At 66.5% G+C, this 17,478-nt stretch carries 15 protein-coding genes; 4 read left to right on the top strand and 11 right to left on the bottom strand.

Translation table 11 applies throughout. The features are described from left to right. Positions 1-563 precede the first annotated feature (563 nt). Entirely contained in the window at positions 564-2,525 is a 1,962-nt protein-coding gene (locus tag ACN0T5_RS14825; protein WP_417769379.1) for a M23 family metallopeptidase, read from the top strand. Between the two features lie 114 nt (positions 2,526-2,639). On the opposite strand, the gene clpB is transcribed toward ACN0T5_RS14825, so the two are convergent. From clpB to ACN0T5_RS14795, 6 genes are all read right to left on the bottom strand, one after another. Continuing rightward, positions 2,640-5,240 carry an ATP-dependent chaperone ClpB gene (gene clpB / locus ACN0T5_RS14820; RefSeq protein WP_417769378.1) on the bottom strand — a complete coding sequence of 867 codons (2,601 nt, stop codon included), beginning with the start codon at positions 5,238-5,240 and terminating at the stop codon, positions 2,640-2,642. 308 nt (positions 5,241-5,548) lie between these two features. Then, on the bottom strand, positions 5,549-6,415 hold the full coding sequence (locus ACN0T5_RS14815; protein ID WP_417769377.1) for a DUF4167 domain-containing protein: 867 nt from the start codon (positions 6,413-6,415) through the stop codon (positions 5,549-5,551). 365 nt (positions 6,416-6,780) lie between these two features. Then, on the bottom strand, positions 6,781-7,674 hold the full coding sequence (prmC, locus tag ACN0T5_RS14810) for a peptide chain release factor N(5)-glutamine methyltransferase (RefSeq protein ID WP_417769376.1): 894 nt from the start codon (positions 7,672-7,674) through the stop codon (positions 6,781-6,783). Then, positions 7,671-8,744: a peptide chain release factor 1 gene (gene prfA, locus ACN0T5_RS14805; RefSeq protein WP_417769375.1), complete on the bottom strand. Its 1,074-nt coding sequence runs from the start codon at positions 8,742-8,744 to the stop codon at positions 7,671-7,673. The genes prmC and prfA overlap by 4 nt, the downstream gene beginning before the upstream one ends. A gap of 100 nt (positions 8,745-8,844) precedes the next feature. Next, positions 8,845-11,112, bottom strand: coding sequence for a phosphoenolpyruvate--protein phosphotransferase (ptsP, locus tag ACN0T5_RS14800; protein WP_417769374.1), 2,268 nt, complete (start codon positions 11,110-11,112; stop codon positions 8,845-8,847). 91 nt (positions 11,113-11,203) lie between these two features. Beyond that, a complete protein-coding gene (locus ACN0T5_RS14795; protein WP_417769373.1) occupies positions 11,204-12,454 on the bottom strand; it encodes an aspartate kinase in 1,251 nt (416 codons plus the stop codon). A 164-nt stretch (positions 12,455-12,618) separates the two neighbouring features. Between ACN0T5_RS14795 and ubiG the strand changes: the two genes are divergently transcribed. Beyond that, positions 12,619-13,383 carry a bifunctional 2-polyprenyl-6-hydroxyphenol methylase/3-demethylubiquinol 3-O-methyltransferase UbiG gene (ubiG, locus tag ACN0T5_RS14790; RefSeq protein WP_417769372.1) on the top strand — a complete coding sequence of 255 codons (765 nt, stop codon included), beginning with the start codon at positions 12,619-12,621 and terminating at the stop codon, positions 13,381-13,383. Positions 13,384-13,400: 17 nt separating this feature from the next. Next, on the top strand, positions 13,401-14,096 hold the full coding sequence (locus ACN0T5_RS14785; RefSeq protein WP_417769371.1) for an alpha/beta fold hydrolase: 696 nt from the start codon (positions 13,401-13,403) through the stop codon (positions 14,094-14,096). A gap of 17 nt (positions 14,097-14,113) precedes the next feature. On the opposite strand, the gene ACN0T5_RS14780 is transcribed toward ACN0T5_RS14785, so the two are convergent. The 3 genes from ACN0T5_RS14780 to ACN0T5_RS14770 form a co-directional block, all read right to left on the bottom strand. Further along, positions 14,114-14,590 carry a VOC family protein gene (locus ACN0T5_RS14780; protein WP_417769370.1) on the bottom strand — a complete coding sequence of 159 codons (477 nt, stop codon included), beginning with the start codon at positions 14,588-14,590 and terminating at the stop codon, positions 14,114-14,116. Between the two features lie 72 nt (positions 14,591-14,662). Then, entirely contained in the window at positions 14,663-15,016 is a 354-nt protein-coding gene (locus ACN0T5_RS14775) for a DUF1428 domain-containing protein (RefSeq protein WP_417769381.1), read from the bottom strand. A gap of 49 nt (positions 15,017-15,065) precedes the next feature. Beyond that, positions 15,066-15,491, bottom strand: coding sequence for a VOC family protein (locus tag ACN0T5_RS14770; protein ID WP_417769369.1), 426 nt, complete (start codon positions 15,489-15,491; stop codon positions 15,066-15,068). Positions 15,492-15,593: 102 nt separating this feature from the next. On the opposite strand from ACN0T5_RS14770, the gene ACN0T5_RS14765 reads away from it, so the two are divergent. Beyond that, positions 15,594-16,100, top strand: a complete 507-nt coding sequence (locus tag ACN0T5_RS14765; RefSeq protein ID WP_417769368.1) for a MarR family winged helix-turn-helix transcriptional regulator — start codon at positions 15,594-15,596, stop codon at positions 16,098-16,100. Here the strand turns inward: ACN0T5_RS14765 and ACN0T5_RS14760 are convergent. Beyond that, positions 16,063-16,593 carry a DUF1178 family protein gene (locus ACN0T5_RS14760; RefSeq protein WP_417769367.1) on the bottom strand — a complete coding sequence of 177 codons (531 nt, stop codon included), beginning with the start codon at positions 16,591-16,593 and terminating at the stop codon, positions 16,063-16,065. The genes ACN0T5_RS14765 and ACN0T5_RS14760 overlap by 38 nt on opposite strands. Next, positions 16,590-17,444, bottom strand: coding sequence for a carbon-nitrogen hydrolase family protein (locus ACN0T5_RS14755; protein WP_417769366.1), 855 nt, complete (start codon positions 17,442-17,444; stop codon positions 16,590-16,592). The genes ACN0T5_RS14760 and ACN0T5_RS14755 overlap by 4 nt, the downstream gene beginning before the upstream one ends. Between the last annotated feature and the right edge of the window lie 34 nt (positions 17,445-17,478).

Here is a 17,478-nt window from a genome sequence, read left to right as displayed (position 1 = left end):
ACAAACAATCCAGAGCCAGCCAAAACCCAAAAAACAAACCCAAACACAACAAAACCGTCATCAGAACGTCGGCAACAAACCCCATGATCCCAGGCCCGAAAACACAAAAGCAGGCACCCGGGCACACCGGAGGCCGGAGCCGCCAGGGCTCCGCGGCGGCTTTGCGCTCTCCATTGCCCCCCTCACGGCCCTTCCGGTCGGACCCCACACCGGATCCTGTAAAAATGACCGAGCCGCCACCAATCCGGCAGCTCGTCACAAATACGCCAGATTGCTCTTGTCCATCGGGGTTTCTAATATGGAACCGCGCGCCCGCGTGAGGGGGGTCCCGAAGCCGGCGCGATCGGCCATCGGTTTTGCGCAATCCGCTTGCGCGCCGGAACCGGGACAAGGGCTCCCGTCCGGCGGATCATCACGGCCTGCCGCATCGCCGGGGCAACAGCGACCGGCACGCCATTGCAGGGAACAGGCCCGGGCGGGCCTGAAGGACAGATTTATCCGGCGCATGCCGCTCGACGAGCGCATTTTCCGCGTCGGATTACCGGAATGACGAGAAGGACGCGATGCATCTCGGCGCGACACACCGCGATCAGGTCGACCTGGGCGATGAACCACCGCTCATGGTCTATGACGAGCGCGACCAGCTGCCCGACCGGCGGCGGGTCAGTCTGAGATGGCTGACCGGCTCGGTGCTCACCGGGCTGACGTCGGTCACCTTGATGGGCGGCGCCCTCTTCGCGGCGCTGGACGGCCAGTACGAGGTTGCCGCCGCTCCCTCGCGCGGCAATGTCGACGAACCCGCCCGCGCCCCGGGACTGGGCAACGGCACGGCCAAGGGCGACCGGGTGATCCGCGCGGCTGCCCAGTATTCCAACCGCCAGGTGATCCCGGTTTCCACCGTCAACCGCATCGACGGGCGCGACCACATCAAGCTGCGCCCCTATGCGCTGGTCACCGCCACGCTCGCAACCCGCGCCTCGCGCGAGACCACCGACGAAATCCCTCCCTTCAACCCGCTCAAGCTTTTTTCCGACAACACCGTCATCCCGGTGCGCGCGGTCAGCGACGCTGTCTATGACGCGCGGGTGGAGGGCGAGGTAACGATCAGCAGCCGCGATTTTCCCGTCGACAATCCTCTGGCCACCGCCGATGCCGGCTATGAGGAACTGGAGATCGAACAGTTCGTGCGCCAGTCGGCGCGTTTCCTGTCCGGCAACGCCATCGACGAGGCCTCCGGCCCGGTCATCGATCCCGGCCGTTTCGACTTCAACCTGGCCCAGCAGCCGGAGCTTTCCCGCCTGACGGTCCGCATCACGCCGGAAAACGTGTCCTTCGTTTCCAAAAGCGACACGACGGATGTCTTCGCCGGCATGGAAGAGAAGATCGTTCCCGTCACCGGCGAGGAGACGTTCCAGGAAGCCCTCATCGCCAATTCCGCCAGCGAGGAGGAGGCCGCCGATATTGTCGATGCCTTCGTGCGCGAATTCGGGATCGAAAAGCTGGATGCCGGCCAGCGGCTGCGCATCGCGCTCGCGCCGAGCCCGGACGAGGCGGGACGCATGCAGCCCCAGCGCGTCAGCCTCTATGCCGACACGGAGCACCGTGCCACCATCGCAAGGTCCGACACCGGCGAGTTCGTGCCGGCCGAGGCGCCCGACACCTTCCTTGCCGACGCCTTCGCCGAGGCCGACCGCGTCGGCTATGCCGGCACCACGCCGACCATCTATGACAGCCTCTACCAGACCGCACTGGAACAGCAGGTCGAGGCCGACCTGATCGCCGACCTTGTGCGCATCTTCTCCTTCGATGTCGACTTCAAGTCGCGTGTGAAACCGGGCGATTCCTTCGAGGTCTTCTACGGGCTGGAACAGGGTGGCGACGACGTTCCCGCCGAGATCCTCTACACCGCCCTGACCACGCGCGGTGCCACCCGCCGCTTCTACCGGTTTCGCACGCCGGACGATGGCGTCGTCGATTTCTATGACGAGAGCGGCAAGAGCGCGAAGAAGTTCCTGATGCGCAAGCCCCTGTCCGGCGGCCAGTACCGCTCCGGCTTCGGCCTGCGCCGCCATCCGATCATCGGTGTCACCCGCATGCACAACGGCGTCGACTGGTCGGCCCAGCGCGGCACGCCGATCATGGCTGCCGGTAATGGCGTCGTGTCGAAGGCCCGCTGGGTTTCCGGTTACGGCCGGCGGATCGAGATCAGCCATGCCAACGGCTACGAGACCACCTACAGCCACCAGACGAGCTTCGCGGACGGCGTCCAGGAAGGCGCGCGGGTCCGCCAGGGACAGGTGATCGGCTATGTCGGCTCAACCGGCTTGTCGACCGGTCCGCACCTCCATTACGAGGTCAAGGTCAACGGCCGCTTCGTCAACCCGATGCGCATCCGGCTGCCACGCGGCCGGGTTCTCGACGGAGACCTGCTTGCCGCCTTCAACCGCGAGCGCGAACGTATCGATGCATTGATCGACCGGGCTGCCGGTCCCTCGCGCATCGCCTCGGCCGCTGTCACCGACTGACCGACGCCCGCTGATCCGCACCGGGTTTTCCGGGACGAATGACAAGAAGGCCCCGGGTTTCTGCACCCGGGGCCTTCGTTTCCTGTCGACCTGAAGCCGTCGCAACATGCCTCTTCAGGCGGCGGCCGCCTCGCGCTCCGCCACCTTGAACAGCAACCGGTCGGACCCGGACGAGGCTTCGACCGACTGGCCATCGGCGATCTTGCCGGCGAGGATCAGCTCGGCGAGCGGATCCTGCACCTCGCGCTGGATGACCCGCTTCAGCGGCCTTGCGCCATAGGCGGGATCGTAACCCTTTTCGGCCAGCCAGCCACGCGCGCTCTCGTCCAGAACCAGCCGGATCTTGCGATCGGCCAGCAGGCCTTCCAGCCGCTTCAGCTGGATGTCGACGATCGCCGCCATCTGCGTGCGCTGCAGCCGGTGGAACAGGATCTGGTCATCCAGCCGGTTCAGGAATTCGGGCCGGAAGGCCGAACGCACAACCGCCATCACCTGATCGCGCACGGCGGAGGAATCCTCGCCGTCCGGTTGTCCCACCAGATACTCGGACCCGAGATTGGATGTCAGGACGATCAATGTGTTGCGGAAGTCGACCGTACGTCCCTGCCCGTCGGTCAGGCGGCCGTCATCCAGCACTTGCAGCAGCACGTTGAAGACATCCGAATGCGCCTTCTCGATCTCGTCGAACAGGATGACCTGATAGGGCCGCCGGCGCACCGCCTCGGTCAGCGCCCCGCCTTCCTCGTAGCCGACATAGCCCGGAGGCGCGCCGATCAGCCGGGCGACGGAGTGCTTCTCCATGTATTCCGACATGTCGAGGCGCACCATCGCGGTCTCGTCGTCGAACAGGAACTCGGCCAGGGCCTTGGTCAGCTCGGTCTTGCCCACGCCCGTCGGACCCAGGAACAGGAACGAGCCGATCGGCCGGTTCGGATCCTGCAATCCGGCGCGCGCGCGCCGCACCGCCGTCGACACAGCATGCACCGCTTCCTGCTGCCCGATCACCCGCTGCGCCAGTTCGTCTTCCATCCGCAGAAGCTTCTCGCGCTCGCCCTCCAGCATCCTGTCGACAGGAATGCCGGTCCAGCGGGACACGATATGGGCGACATGATCGGTGGTCACCGCCTCCTCGACCATCGCCCCGGCGACGTCTTCCTTGGCTTCCGCATCGGCCAGGGCCTTTTCCAGGCCCGGGATCACGCCATAGGCGATTTCGCCGGCCTTGGCGAGATCGCCCTGGCGCTGCGCCTTCTCCAGATCAATGCGGGCCAGGTCCAGCTGCTCCTTGAGCTTCTGCTCGGAGGAAAGCTTTTCCTTCTCGCCCTGCCAGCGTGCGGTCAGCGCGGCGGACTCCTCCTCCAGATCGGCGAGTTCGCCCTCGAGCCGGTCGAGCCGGTCGATGGTCGCGTCATCCGTCTCCTTCTTCAGCGCCTCGCGCTCGATCTTCAGCTGGATGATCCGCCGGTCGAGTTCGTCCAGTTCCTCCGGCTTGCTGTCGACCTGCATGCGCAAACGGCTGGCCGCTTCGTCGATCAGGTCGATCGCCTTGTCGGGCAGGAACCGGTCGGTGATGTAGCGGTTCGACAGCGTCGCAGCCGCAACGACCGCCGAATCGGTGATCCGAACGCCGTGATGCAGCTCGTATTTTTCCTTGATGCCGCGCAGGATCGAGATCGTGTCCTCCACCGTCGGCTCCGACACGAAGACCGGCTGGAAGCGCCGCGCCAGCGCCGCGTCCTTCTCGACATGCTTGCGGTATTCGTCCAGCGTCGTCGCGCCGACGCAATGCAATTCGCCGCGCGCCAGCGCCGGTTTCAGCAGGTTCGACGCATCCATTGCGCCATCCGCCTTGCCGGCACCGACCAGCGTGTGCATCTCGTCGATGAACAGGATGATGCCGCCGGCCGCGGACTGCACTTCCGACAGGACCGCCTTCAGCCGCTCCTCGAACTCGCCGCGATATTTCGCACCCGCGATCAGCGCGCCGAGATCGAGAGCCAGAAGCTTCTTGTCCTTCAGGCTCTCCGGCACGTCGCCATTGACGATCCTGAGCGCCAGGCCTTCCGCGATGGCGGTCTTGCCCACGCCGGGATCGCCGATCAGCACCGGATTGTTCTTCGTCCGCCGCGACAGCACCTGCATGGTGCGGCGGATCTCGTCGTCACGGCCGATCACCGGATCGAGTTTGCCGTCGCGCGCCACCTGGGTCAGGTCGCGCGCATATTTCTTCAGCGCGTCATACTGGTTTTCCGCCGATGCGCTGTCGGCCGTTCGTCCCTTGCGCAGGTCGTTGATCGCCTCGTTGAGCCGTGCCGGTGTGACATCGGCAGCCGCAAGCGCCTTGCCCGCGTCGGTTTCCTTGGCCATGGCCAGCGCCAGCAGCAGGCGCTCGACAGTGACGTAGGAATCGCCCGCCTTCTGGGCGATCTTCTCCGCCTGGTCGAACACCTGCGCGAGCGCGGGCGCCAGATACAGCTGCCCGCCGCCACCCGAAACCTTCGGCAGGCCGGCAAGGGCTTTCTCGGTCGCGGCAAGCGCGTCCTTGGCCCGCCCGCCGGCGCGCTCGATCAGGCCCGCTGCGAGCCCTTCCGGGTCATCCAGCAGAACCTTGAGAATGTGCTCGGGCGCGAATTGCTGGTGCGACTGCCCGATGGCGTGGGACTGCGCGGACTGAACGAAGCCGCGGGCCCTCTCGGTGTATTTCTCGAAATCCATGCTTACCTCCAGAACCGGCCATCTCCCGAAGCAAGAAAGCCTTTTCGGACTGCGGGCCCTTCACGGCACCCGCACGGCCATCTCGCGGCCGCCCACAGGATATAGTGTTGCATTTCGACCACAAAAGAGGGGAAGCCCGTAGACGACCCGATTTTTCACGGCTCGCGGAGCCCGGCAAACGCCACGGCCGGGAAAGAACCGGCAAAGAAAAAGGGCCGCGGCGAAACCGCGACCCTTTTCTGTCTTGTTGCCGGCAAGCGTTCCGACAGCGCCTCATCATGGCAAACCGGCCATGTCGGGCGCCGGCCTCACGCGTCGCTGGAGGCCGTTTCCGCTTCCGCCGGCTTGGCGCTGCGCGCGCGCGGCGCGCGGCGGGCCCTCGGCTTCTTTTCAGGCTCGCCCTCAGCCGGGGCGGGAGCGGCTTCCGCCGCCGGCGCGGCGTCGCCGCCACCAGCCTCGGCACTGCCCGTCGTGTCGGACCCGGTATCGTCGCCACCGCCCGAACGGGCGCGGCGCATGCCGCGACCCCGTGCGCCGCGCACCCTGCGCCGGCTGCGGTCGTCGCCGTCACCGTTGTCGTCGGACCCCTCGTCGTCACCGCCGTCCTGCTGCGAGGCTCCCGCCGACTGTCCGGCACCTGCCGACTTGCTGTTCAGCACCGGCATGTTCTCGACAAAGGGCTGCGGCGCATCGAGCGGCATCACCGGCTTGCCCGGCGTCGGCGGCGACGCATCACGTTCACGGCGATCATCGCGTTCGCGGCGATCATCGCGTTCGCGGCGGTCATTGCGTTCGCTGCGCTCCGCGCGCTCGTTCCGCTCCTCCGCCTCGTCGCTCTCCTCGTCGCCATCGTCACCACGCGGCAGGACCACGGGCTGGTGCATGCTCTGCTGCGCCGCAGCGATGATCCGGAGATAATGCTCTGCGTGCTGGAAATAATTTTCCGACATCACCCGGTCGCCCGCGGCGGCGGCGTCACGCGCCAGCTGCTGGTATTTCTCGGCGACGTGATGCGCGGTTCCGCGGATCTTCACATCGGGGCCGTTCGACTCATACGTCCGCGAAAGCGGATTCGGTCCCTTGCGGCCCCGGCCACGAATACGTTTGTTGTTCTGATTTCCTGGTCTCATTCTGCCGTTTTCTCTCACGAACGGCGACCGGTTGAATCCGGTCAACAGTCCGACCCGCAGTGGGGTCGGCTCCATGAATCGCAACGACACGAAGCCGGTGTTGCGTGATCCGAACAAGAGACCTTGGTATGGACGACATTCGGCAACCGCCGAATATCCCCGCAAGACTTTAAGGGTTCATCTTGAACAGGCCATTGCCGAGTGCCCCCGACCTCAAGGTCGCCGGAGCAGTCCTGCCGACGGTGTACTCCGCCATGCGATACGAGTTGTGGCCGGAACGAAAAGTCTCGAAACTTCCGATCTGCCTACCCGTGGCTTTCTACGCCACCCCCGTCGGGCCTCGGCGAGGTGAAACTAGCCGGTTCCGCCCGCTTTTCCAAGCGTCTTTTTCAAAAGCGCCGATTCTGCCGCTATTTTGCAACACATCTCGCCTGTACGACCCGATCGCGTCCGGCAAGATCTTGAAATACTTCGATATCCTCAAAGCCGGCAGCGCGCGCCAGCCGGCTGACGGCCGCAGCCTGATCGGCTCCCGTCTCCATGAAAAACGGGGCGAATCGGCCAAGCACGCGGTGCCCCTCCGGCAGCATCGACGCATAGGCGTCGAGCCCCTCCGGCCCGGCGAAAAGAGCGAGCGCAGGATCGTGACGCGCCACTTCGGGCCTGAGCCCTGCGGCCTCTGCGGTGGATATATAGGGCGGGTTCGAGACAAGGAAATCGAGCCCGGGCACAATTGCCGCCGCAAGATCCGCCCGCGCCGCCAGGAACCGCTCCCCGACGCCGCAACGCACGGCATTGCCGCGCGCCGTCACCAGCGCGCCCTGTGCGATATCGACGGCAAGCGCGACCGCTCGCGGCAGTTCGCTAAGCAGCGCGATGGCGATGGCACCGCTCCCGGTGCCGATATCGGCAAAACGAAGCGTGCGCTCTCGCCCGCCCGTCTGGTCGCACCAGTCCAGCACCGCCTCGACAAGCCGTTCGGTGTCGGGTCGCGGCTCGAGCGTTTCCGGCGACAGCGCCAGCTCCAGCCCCCAGAACTCGCGCCGGCCGAGGATGCGGCCCACGGGCTCCCCGCCAAGCCGGCGATCAACGAACCCGGTCGCGGTGGCAAGGATCTCGGCCCCTATTTCAAGATCGGGCTCCAGCACGGCCCGTGAAGGGTCGAGCCCGGCGGCCGCCGTCACCAGGAGCCGCGCGTCGAGCGCGGCATTGTCGACACCCCCGGCTGCCAGCCTGTCCCGCGCCTCGCGAACCAACCGGCCGAGCGGGACCGGCGGACCCGAGCCTTCCCGCCGTCCCGTCACAGACCTTCCGCCGCGAGCAGCGTCGCCTGATGGTCCATGGCCAGTGCGTCGATCACCTCGTCCAGCGCCTCGCCCGAGATGATTTCCGGCAGCTTGTAGAGCGTCAGGCCGATGCGGTGATCGGTCACCCGCCCTTGCGGAAAATTGTAGGTGCGGATGCGCTCCGAGCGATCGCCGGAGCCGACCTGCAGGCGACGCGCCTCGGTTCGTTCGCTGGCAAGCCTTGCCCGCTCCTCGTCGAAGATGCGGGCGCGCAGCAGCTGCAACGCCTTGGCCTTGTTCTTGTGCTGCGAACGCTCGTCCTGCACCGCGACGACGATACCGGTCGGGATATGTGTGATGCGAACGGCAGAATCGGTGGTGTTGACGTGCTGACCACCGGCGCCAGAGGCGCGGAACGTGTCGATGCGCAGATCGCCGTCATTGATTTCCACGTCCACATCCTCGGCCTGCGGCAACACCGCAACGGTCGCCGCCGAGGTGTGGATACGCCCGCCCGATTCCGTTTCCGGCACCCGCTGGACCCGGTGCACACCGGACTCGAATTTCAGCCGCGCGAAGATCTGGTCGCCGGAAACGGACGCGATCACTTCCTTGAAACCGCCGACCTCGCCCTCGCTCGCCGACAGGATCTCCACCTTCCAGCCCTTCAATTGCGCATGGCGCTGATACATGCGGAAGAGGTCGCCCGCGAAAAGCGCCGCTTCGTCACCGCCCGTGCCGGCCCGCACCTCCAGGATGACGTTGCGGTCATCGGCGCTATCGCGCGGCAGGAAGCCGATGCGCACCTCCTGCCGCAGCGCCTCGACGCTGTCCTCAAGCTCCGTCTGCTCGAGTTCGGCAAGCGCGCGCATCTCGGCATCGGCGGCGGGGTCCGCCAGCATCGCCTCGACACCGGCAAGCTCCTCCTCCGCCTTGCGCAGCGACATCACCCGGGCAACGAGCGGTTCGAGCTCGGCATAGTCGCGCGACAGCTTCACATAGGTGACGGGGTCGGGATTCTGGGTCATCCGGTATTCGATTTCGGCGAACCGGGACAGGAGACCATCGAGTTTTTCCGCCGAGATCATGGCGTGTCAGCATCCTTGATTGAAAGCGGGTCGGAAACGAGTGCGGGAACAGGGTCCCGGCGGATCGGCGGGACCGGAGCAGCAGCGGGACTGCGCCTCGCTACAACGCCGTGTCGTTGTCCTGTGCGAAACCGCGCAGGAACTCGCGCAGGTTCCCGGTGCCGCCCGGCTGGTCGAGACGCGGCAGGAAACGCACCGACAGGCGGGCGAGGTCGAGGGATCGCACCATCGCCTTGACCGGGCCCAGCGCCGAGGCGGACATCGACAGGTTCCGGTAGCCGAGCGCGGCCAGTGCCATCGCCTCGAGCGGCCGGCCGGCGATCTCGCCGCACAGCGTCACCGGCGTGCGATAGCTGTCGGCCTTGTCGACAATGTGCTTCAGCGCTCTCAGGAAGGCCGGGCTCATCGTGTCGAAGCGGTCGGCAACCCGGGTGTTGCCGCGGTCGACCGCGGCGAAGAACTGGAACAGGTCGTTGGAACCGATAGAGGCGAAATCCACGGCCTGGAAAAGCTCGTCGAGCTGGTAGAGGAGCGAGGGAACCTCGATCATCACGCCGAGTTGCATCCGCTCGGGCACCTGGTGCCCGTGCCGGCGCAAGTGCCTGATCTCGCGATCCAGAACGGCCTTCGCCTGATGGAATTCGGAGACATCCGTGACCATCGGGAACATCATCTTCAGGTCGCGGCCGGCTGCGGCATGCAGCAGGGCCCGGATCTGGGTGCGCAGGATGCCCGGCCGGTCGAGGCCAAAGCGGATCGCCCGCCAGCCCATCGCCGGATTCTCCTCCTGGATGGCACGTAGATAGGGCAGCACCTTGTCGCCGCCGATATCGAGCGTTCGGAATGTGACCGGCCGCCCTCCGGCCGCGTCCAGCACCTGCCGGTAATAGTCCCTTTGTTCGCTCATCCTGGGAAAGGCGGAGGCGACCATGAACTGGAGTTCGGTCCGGAACAGGCCGACACCGCTCGCCCCGGATTCGGAGACCGCCGGCAGGTCGACCAGCAGACCGGCATTCAGCTGCAGCGAGACCTCGACGCCGTCGCGCGTGATCGACGGCTTGTTGCGCAGGCGGCGGTACTGGGCCTGACGACGGGCCCGGAAGCGCACCTTCTCCGCATAGGCGTTCTCGATATCCGAAGGCGGACGCAGATGGATCTGGCCGCTCTCGCCATCGACGATCACGGCGTCGCCCGACTCGGCCAGGCTGACGAGATTTTCCGCGAGCCCGACCGCGGCGATGCCCAGCGCCCGGGCGACGATGGTCACATGGCTGGTCGGCCCGCCCTCCTCCAGCGCGATCGCGCGGATGCGGTCGCGGCCGTAGTCGAGCAGTTCCGCCGCACCCATGTTGCGGGCAACGATCACCGCGTCCTGCGGCAGGCTTTCCGACACCGGCCCGTGCTGGCGGCCCATCAGTTCGCGGATCAGCCGGTGCGCGAGATCATCGAGATCGTGCAGGCGCTCGCGCAGATAGGGGTCGGTCTGGCGCATCATCCGCGCGCGGGTGTCCGACTGAACCTTCTCCACCGCGGCTTCCGCCGTCAGGCCGTTGTTGATCGCTTCCTCGATCTTCCGGATCCAGCCGCGATCATGGGCGAACATGCGATAGGCCTCGAGCACCTCGCGGTGCTCGCCATGCTGGGCAAAATCGCCGGAATTGAGCAGGTCGTCGAGCGAGATCCTGAGCCGGTTGATCGACCGCTCCAGCCGCTCCAGCTCGGCCGTCGCGTCCTCCGCGATCAGGTTGGTGACGACGACGCGCGGCTCATGCAACACCACGTGACCGAGACCGACGCCGTCCGACAGCGCCACACCCTGGAAATGCATCGGCCGCGACAGGTCGAGCTTGGTGCCCTGCTGGACGATCGCTTCCAGTTCGCCGGCGGCGACCATCTCGGCGATGACCATCGCCGTGGTCTGCAGCGCCTCGACCTCGTCCTCGAAATAGGTCCGGTGCGACTGGTTCTGGACAACCAGCACGCCAAGCGTGCGTCCCGCACGCAGGATCGGCACGCCGAGAAAGGAATTGTAGGCCTCCTCGCCCGTTTCCGGGCGATAGGCGAAGGCGGGATGCGCCTGGGCATTGGGGAGATTGAGTGGGCGCGCATCCGCCGCGATCAGGCCGACGAGGCCTTCGCCGACCTTCAGGCTGGTCTTGTGGACCGCGTCGCGGTTGAGGCCCTCGGTGGCGTAGAGCTCGAGCACGCCGTCGGCGCGCAGGATATAGACCGAGCACACCTCGGCCACCACATTGGCCGCGATCAGGACAACGATCTTGTCGAGCCGCTCCTGCGCATTGATCGGCTCCGCCATGACCTCGCGGAGACGCCGCAACAACACGCGCGGCCCGGCGAGAGTGCTCCGCATCACCCGTCAAGCCCTTTCCGCACTGTCTGCACGGGTCCGGGACACGGCACGCCGCCCCCGATACGAAGCGCTGCCGGCATCTGCCGGGCGCTCACCCGTCCAGATCGTATAGCGAATGGAGAGTCCGCACCGCAAGCTCGGTATAGGCGGAATCGATGAGAACGGAGATCTTGATCTCCGACGTGGTGATCGCGCGGATGTTGATACCCTTGTCCGCAAGTCCCTGGAAACAGCGGGCCGCGATGCCCGCGTGAGAGCGCATGCCGATGCCGATCACCGACACCTTGACCACGTCGCGCGCGCCCTCGATCGCCTGGTAGCCGATCAGGTCCTTCTTCTCGCGCAGGACCGCGAAGGCCCGGTCGTAGTCGCTCTCGGGCACCGTGAAGGTGATGTCCGTGGTACGCCCGTCCGGCGAGATGTTCTGGACGATCATGTCGACATTGATGTTGGCGTCCGCCAGCGAACCGAACACGGCGCTGGCGACGCCCGGCTTGTCGGCCACGTTGCGGATGGAGACCTGCGCCTCGTCCTTGGCGAAGGCAATGCCGGTGACAACTTGCTGTTCCACGATCTCGTCCTCGTCGCAGATGAGTGTACCCGGCGGCAGGCCGCCCGCGCCGACCTGCGGCGCATCCGGGTCGTCAAAACTGGAGCGCACGAAGGTGCGCACCCCGTGAACCATGGCCATCTCGACCGAGCGCACCTGCAGCACCTTGGCGCCCAGCGAGGCCATCTCCAGCATCTCCTCGAAGGCGATGCGCTCGAGCCGGCGGGCGCGCGGAACGATCCGCGGATCGGTCGTGTAGACGCCGTCGACATCCGTGTAGATGTCGCAGCGGTCGGCCCGGATCGCGGCGGCAAGCGCCACGGCGCTGGTGTCGGAGCCGCCGCGCCCGAGCGTTGCGATGCGGTTGTCCGGCGCCACGCCCTGGAAGCCGGCGACCACCGCCACCTGGCCCTTCTCGAGACGCTCGACCAGCCGGCTGCCGTCAATCTCGGTGATCCGCGCTGCCCCGTGCTGGGAATCGGTCTTCAGCGCGATCTGCCATCCCTGCCAGGACCGGGCTTCGACGCCCATGTCCTGCAGCACGATGGCGAGCAGTCCGCTCGTCACCTGCTCGCCGGACGAGACGATTGCGTCATATTCGCGCGCATCGTGCAACAGCGACGCCTCGCGGCAGAGGCCAACCAGCTTGTTGGTCTCCCCGGCCATGGCGGAGACGACGACGGCGACCTGATGGCCGGCGTCGACTTCCCGTTTCACATGTCGCGCCACGTTGCGGATGCGTTCGAGATTGGCGACGGACGTGCCGCCGAACTTGAGAACCAGACGGGCCATGGGATGCGTGGAATGTCTCGAAACGGTGTTGGGGCGAACGGCCCGCGCGGGCCGTCCGGATCGGCGCACATCCATACAGACTGCGACGCGCGACCGCAACCGTCGCGCTTGACAAAGCCGGCCGGAGCGCCGACCAAACCGGGAACCAACAGGGAGACGCAGCCATGAGCGCGGCAGACGATTTCGGGCACGCTTCAAAAGGCACGGTCGACGACGCCGAAGTGGCGCGGTTCTCGGCGATGGCTGCCGAGTGGTGGGATCCGGCCGGAAAGTTCCGGCCGCTGCACAAGTTCAACCCCGTGCGCCTTGCCTATATCAAGGAGCAGGTCTCGGCCCGCTTCGGCCGCGACGCGAGGGCTGCCGACGCCTTCACCGGCCTGCGCATCCTGGATATCGGCTGCGGCGGCGGCCTGCTTTGCGAACCCATGGCCCGACTGGGCGCCACCGTCACCGGGGCGGATGCGTCGGCGACCAATATCGAGGTCGCCAGGATCCATGCAGACACGTCCGGCCTTGCCATCGACTACCGGGCAACCACGGCGGAGGCACTGGCGGAGGCCGGCGAGCTCTACGACGTCGTGCTCAACATGGAAGTTGTCGAGCATGTCGCCGACGTGCCGCTTTATCTGGAGGCCTGCGCGCGGCTGGTGAAACCCGGCGGGCTCATGTTCATGGCCACCATCAACCGCACATTGAAGGCCTATGCGCTCGCCATCGTCGGCGCGGAATACGTGCTGCGCTGGCTGCCGGTCGGTACCCACAATTTCGACAAGCTGGTGCGACCGGACGAACTGGAGGGCCCGCTTTCCGCCGCCGGGCTCGAGGTGATCGACCGCTGCGGCGTCAGCTACAACCCGCTGGCAGACAGTTGGCGGCGCTCGGCGGACATGGACGTCAACTACATGATGCTGTTTTCGCGCCCGACCTGAGGAAAGACCTACGCTCCATGGATCCGCTCGTTTTCGTTCCAGGCCTTCTTTGCACCGAAGCCCTGTTCACCCCCCAGATCGCGGCACTTGCCGCCGACGGCGCCTTGGTCAGCGTCGCCGATCATCGCAGCGACGACACGGTTGCCGCCATCGCCACGCGCCTGCTTGCCGAGGCGCCGCCGCGTTTCGCTCTGGCCGGCCTGTCGATGGGCGGCTATGTCGCGATGGAGGTGATGCGCCGGGCGCCCGAGCGCGTCTCGCGGCTGATGCTGCTCGACACGACCGCACGCCCGGATCTGCCGGAGCAGACCGAAAATCGCCGCCGCCAGATGAGCCTGGCCGAGGCCGGAAAATTCGCCCAGGTGGCCCCGGCCCTCTATCCGCTGATTGTCCATGAGAGCCGGCTGGAGGATGCGGCCCTGCGCAACATCGTCTTGCAGATGGCGGAGGCAACCGGCCCCGAGGCCTTCATCCGCCAGCAGCAGTCGATCCTGACACGGCCCGACTCGCGGCCCGACCTGCCGTCCTTTTCCTGTCCCACGACAGTGGTCGTCGGTGCCGGCGACCGGCTGACGCCGCCCGATCGCGCCCGGGAGATGAGCGAACTGATCCCCGGCGCCCGGCTGGAGACCGTCGTCGGCGCCGGCCACCTGCCGACGCTGGAAGCCCCGGACGCGGTAACCGCCTTGATGCGGGACTGGCTGATCTCCTGACCCCGGGGGGCAGGACCCTAGCTGCCGCTCGCCGCAGCCTCGAGCCCGGCAATGTCCAGCTTCACCATGGTGAGCATGGCTTCGGCGACGCGCTTGGCGACCGCCGGATCCGGATCGCCCATCAGTTCCGTGAGGCGACGCGGCGTGATCTGCCAATAGAGACCCCAGCGGTCGCGCAGCCAGCCGCATTGCTGGATTTCGCCGCCGTCCGAGAGCCCGTCCCACAGGCGGTCGACCTCCGCCTGGTCCTCGCACTCCATCATCACCGAGAACGTGTGGTTGAAGCTCCAGGGCGCCTCCGTCTCGATGGCGCGGTAGCGCTGGTCGCCGAGCCGGAAGGCGGCGATCTTGACGCTGCCGGCCGGGCCGGAGGGTGAATCGGCCGGCAGCGCCGACGTCCACTCGACCGCCGATCCGGGGATCAGCCGGACATAGGTTTCAAGCGCTCCTGCCATGTCCTGCCGGAACCACAGGTGCTGGATAACGGTTGCCATCGGATCCTCCTGGTTCTGCCGTCTGGGGCGCGCCGCCCGCAAGCGAATGCGGGACGACACGCACCAGCTCGTTCACGTGTCGAGGATCGGCGCGAAGCCGCCGAAGATCATCCGCTTGCCGTCGAACGGCATCCGGTCGCCAAGTTCCTTCATTCGCGGATCGGTCATCATCTTCTGCATGGCGGAATCCCGCACGTCCTTCGAGGGGTATTCGATCCAGGAGAAGACGACGACCTCCTCGTCCGTCGCCTTCACCGCGCCGCGGAAATCGGTGACCTTGCCTTCCGGCACGTCGTCGCCCCAGCACTCCACGATGCGGGTCGCACCGAATTCGCGAAACAGGGGAGCGGCCTCCTTCGCATTCTGCAGGTAGAGTTCCTTGTTCGCCGCCGGCACCGCCGCGACAAAACCGTCGACATATCCAATCTTGCTCATCTGCACGTCTCCCGTTTGCTGCTCTTCCTTGCGTACTCGCTTACACGGTCGCCGGCTGCATGCCGGCAAGCGCCGCCTGGTCCATCCAGACCAGTTCGAAGATGTGACCGTCCGGATCCTCGTAGCTGCGGCCATACATGAACCCGTGCTCCTGAAGCGGAGACGGATCGGCCTGTCCGCCGGCCGCCGCAACCCGGCCGACCATCTCGTCGACCTCCGCCCGGCTCTCTGCCGAGAAGCAGAACAGTCCCTGTACCTGACGCTTTGCGTCGATGATCTCCTTGGTCGTGAAATCGGCGAACCGCGACCGGTCCAGCAGCATCACGACGACCGCATCCGAATAGACCATCGCTGCGGTTCGCTCGTCGCAGAAGCGGGTGTCGGCGACCGCTCCCATCGTCTCGTGGAACCGCCTCGCCCTGGCGACATCCGCGACCGGCAGGTTCAGGAAAAACATCTTCGGCATGCTTCGTCTCCGCACTCGCTGCGAGGCTGAAAAAGTGTGAAACACCTGTTTCACACGCCTTGCGCGTGTTGACTTTTAGGTTGATATCAACATAATAATCCCATGTCAAAAAAAGTTCCGTTCGAAACGACGATCCATGTGCGCGACACCTGCCTGTGCCTGCATGCCCAGCGCGCGGCGCGGGCGTTGGCACGCCGCTTCGACGAGGCGCTGCGCCCGGTCGGCATCACCAATGGGCAATTTTCCCTGCTGATGTCCTTGAACCGTCCGCACCCGCCATCGATCGCGCCGGTTGCCCGTCTTCTGGCGATGGATCGCACCACCTTGACCGCCGCACTGAAGCCGCTCGAACGGCGCGGGCTCGTCGTCACCGAGCCGGACCCGAAGGACCGCCGCAGCCGCCTCCTGCTGTTGACGGGCAAGGGGCACGAGACGCTGCTCGCCGCCCTGCCGATCTGGCAGGCGACACATGCGTCGGTCGATGCGGAGATGGCGGAAAGCCTGCCGGAAACCGCTCAGGGCGATGTGCAGGCGATGCTGGTCGCGCTTGGCGGGAGTGGCGCGGGCCGCGTCAGTTCCGGTCCTCGGGCAGGACCGGAAGCGGCATGACCGCCACGCCTTCGTCGAGAAGCTCGCGCACCTCCTCCCTGGAGGCCGCGCCGTAGATGCCACGCGCTTCTGTCTCGCCGTAGTGGATCTTGCGCGCTTCCTCGGGGAACGCCTCCCCCACATCGACGGCATTCGCCGTGACCTGCGCCCGCAATTCTCGCAGCTTGGCAATCAGCTCCGCCTGCGCCGGCGCCACCGCCGTTGCGACGGGTTCGCTCCGGGACCGGGTCTGCGGCGCTGGTTCGGCGATAGCCGGCCCGGTTGCGGACCCGCCGGCATCTCCCCTTGTGGCCGCCGGCTGCTGTCCGGCACGCGCCTCACGGGCGCGCGAGGTCGCCACGGCCGGCGCCATCAAGGTCTTGTCGACATGCGTCGTCCCGCAGGTCGGACAGGCCACAAGCCCGGCGTCCCTCTGACGTTCGAAATCCTCGAAACCGCGAAACCAGGCCTCGAACGCGTGCCCGTTGCCGCAGCCAAGCGCATAGCGGATCACTCGGCCGCCTCCGCGTTGCCGCCCGCGCGCCGAACCGAGAAGCCGCGTTGATTGGCAATTGCCGGGATGCGGCGGCGCGCCTCGGCCACCCGGGACAGGTCGAGAGAAGCCAGGGCGAACCCCGGCGCATCATGATCGATCTCGGCCAGCACCTCGCCCCAGGGGGCGACGATCAGGCTGTGACCATAGGTCTCCCGACCGTCCTCGTGACGCCCGCCCTGCGCGGCGGAGATCACGAAGGCACCGTTCTCGATGGCCCTTGCCCGCTGCAGCACATGCCAGTGCGCCTCGCCCGTCTGGCGTGTGAAGGCCGCCGGCGCCGTCAGGATTCCGGCACCCGCGCCCGCCTGGGCGCGAAACAGGGCCGGAAAGCGGATGTCATAACAGATGCCCATGCCGAGCTGCACCTGCGGCAGACCGACGACCACCGCCGCCTCGCCGGCGCCATAGGTCGCGGACTCGCGCCAGCTTTCGCCATTGGGCAGGTCCACGTCGAACATGTGGATCTTGTCGTAGCGTGCTGCCAGGCTGCCGTCGGGCGCGAACAGGAAGCCGCGGTTCGCCGCCTTTGTCTCGCCGGTGCGGATCGCCATCGACCCGACATGCAGGACGATCCCGAGTTCCGCCGCAAGCCTCGAGAAAGCGGTCACGCCCGCATCCTCGCTCTCCGGCACGATCTTGGCGAAAAGATCCGCCCGGCTCTTTTCCAAGAGGTTGGTCATTTCCGGCGTCTGCACATAGGTGGCGCCGGCAGCGGCGGCTTGCCGGATCAGGGCCGACGCCGTCGCGATATTCGCGGCGACATCACGTCCGCTGCGCATCTGGACGACCGCGGCGACAAACTCGCTCATGTCCCTCGTTCCTGCTCTTGTCGACAATCCCGGA

The sequence above is a fragment of the Stappia sp. genome (genome assembly GCF_048261845.1).
In the GTDB taxonomy this organism is placed as follows: domain Bacteria; phylum Pseudomonadota; class Alphaproteobacteria; order Rhizobiales; family Stappiaceae; genus Stappia.
Note: the sequence above shows the minus strand (reverse complement) of the source record. Positions and strands in the feature narration are given on the sequence as shown.

What these genes read in the sequence shown, in the direction of transcription:
- ACN0T5_RS14825 (WP_417769379.1), top strand. Translation starts at nt 564, where the DNA reads ATGCATCTCGGCGCGACACACCGCGATCAGGTCGACCTGGGCGATGAA.
- clpB (WP_417769378.1), bottom strand. Translation starts at nt 5,240, where the DNA reads ATGGATTTCGAGAAATACACCGAGAGGGCCCGCGGCTTCGTTCAGTCC.
- prfA (WP_417769375.1), bottom strand. Translation starts at nt 8,744, where the DNA reads ATGATCTCGGCGGAAAAACTCGATGGTCTCCTGTCCCGGTTCGCCGAA.
- ptsP (WP_417769374.1), bottom strand. Translation starts at nt 11,112, where the DNA reads ATGCGGAGCACTCTCGCCGGGCCGCGCGTGTTGTTGCGGCGTCTCCGC.
- ACN0T5_RS14795 (WP_417769373.1), bottom strand. Translation starts at nt 12,454, where the DNA reads ATGGCCCGTCTGGTTCTCAAGTTCGGCGGCACGTCCGTCGCCAATCTC.
- ubiG (WP_417769372.1), top strand. Translation starts at nt 12,619, where the DNA reads ATGAGCGCGGCAGACGATTTCGGGCACGCTTCAAAAGGCACGGTCGAC.
- ACN0T5_RS14785 (WP_417769371.1), top strand. Translation starts at nt 13,401, where the DNA reads ATGGATCCGCTCGTTTTCGTTCCAGGCCTTCTTTGCACCGAAGCCCTG.
- ACN0T5_RS14780 (WP_417769370.1), bottom strand. Translation starts at nt 14,590, where the DNA reads ATGGCAACCGTTATCCAGCACCTGTGGTTCCGGCAGGACATGGCAGGA.
- ACN0T5_RS14770 (WP_417769369.1), bottom strand. Translation starts at nt 15,491, where the DNA reads ATGCCGAAGATGTTTTTCCTGAACCTGCCGGTCGCGGATGTCGCCAGG.
- ACN0T5_RS14765 (WP_417769368.1), top strand. Translation starts at nt 15,594, where the DNA reads ATGTCAAAAAAAGTTCCGTTCGAAACGACGATCCATGTGCGCGACACC.
- ACN0T5_RS14755 (WP_417769366.1), bottom strand. Translation starts at nt 17,444, where the DNA reads ATGAGCGAGTTTGTCGCCGCGGTCGTCCAGATGCGCAGCGGACGTGAT.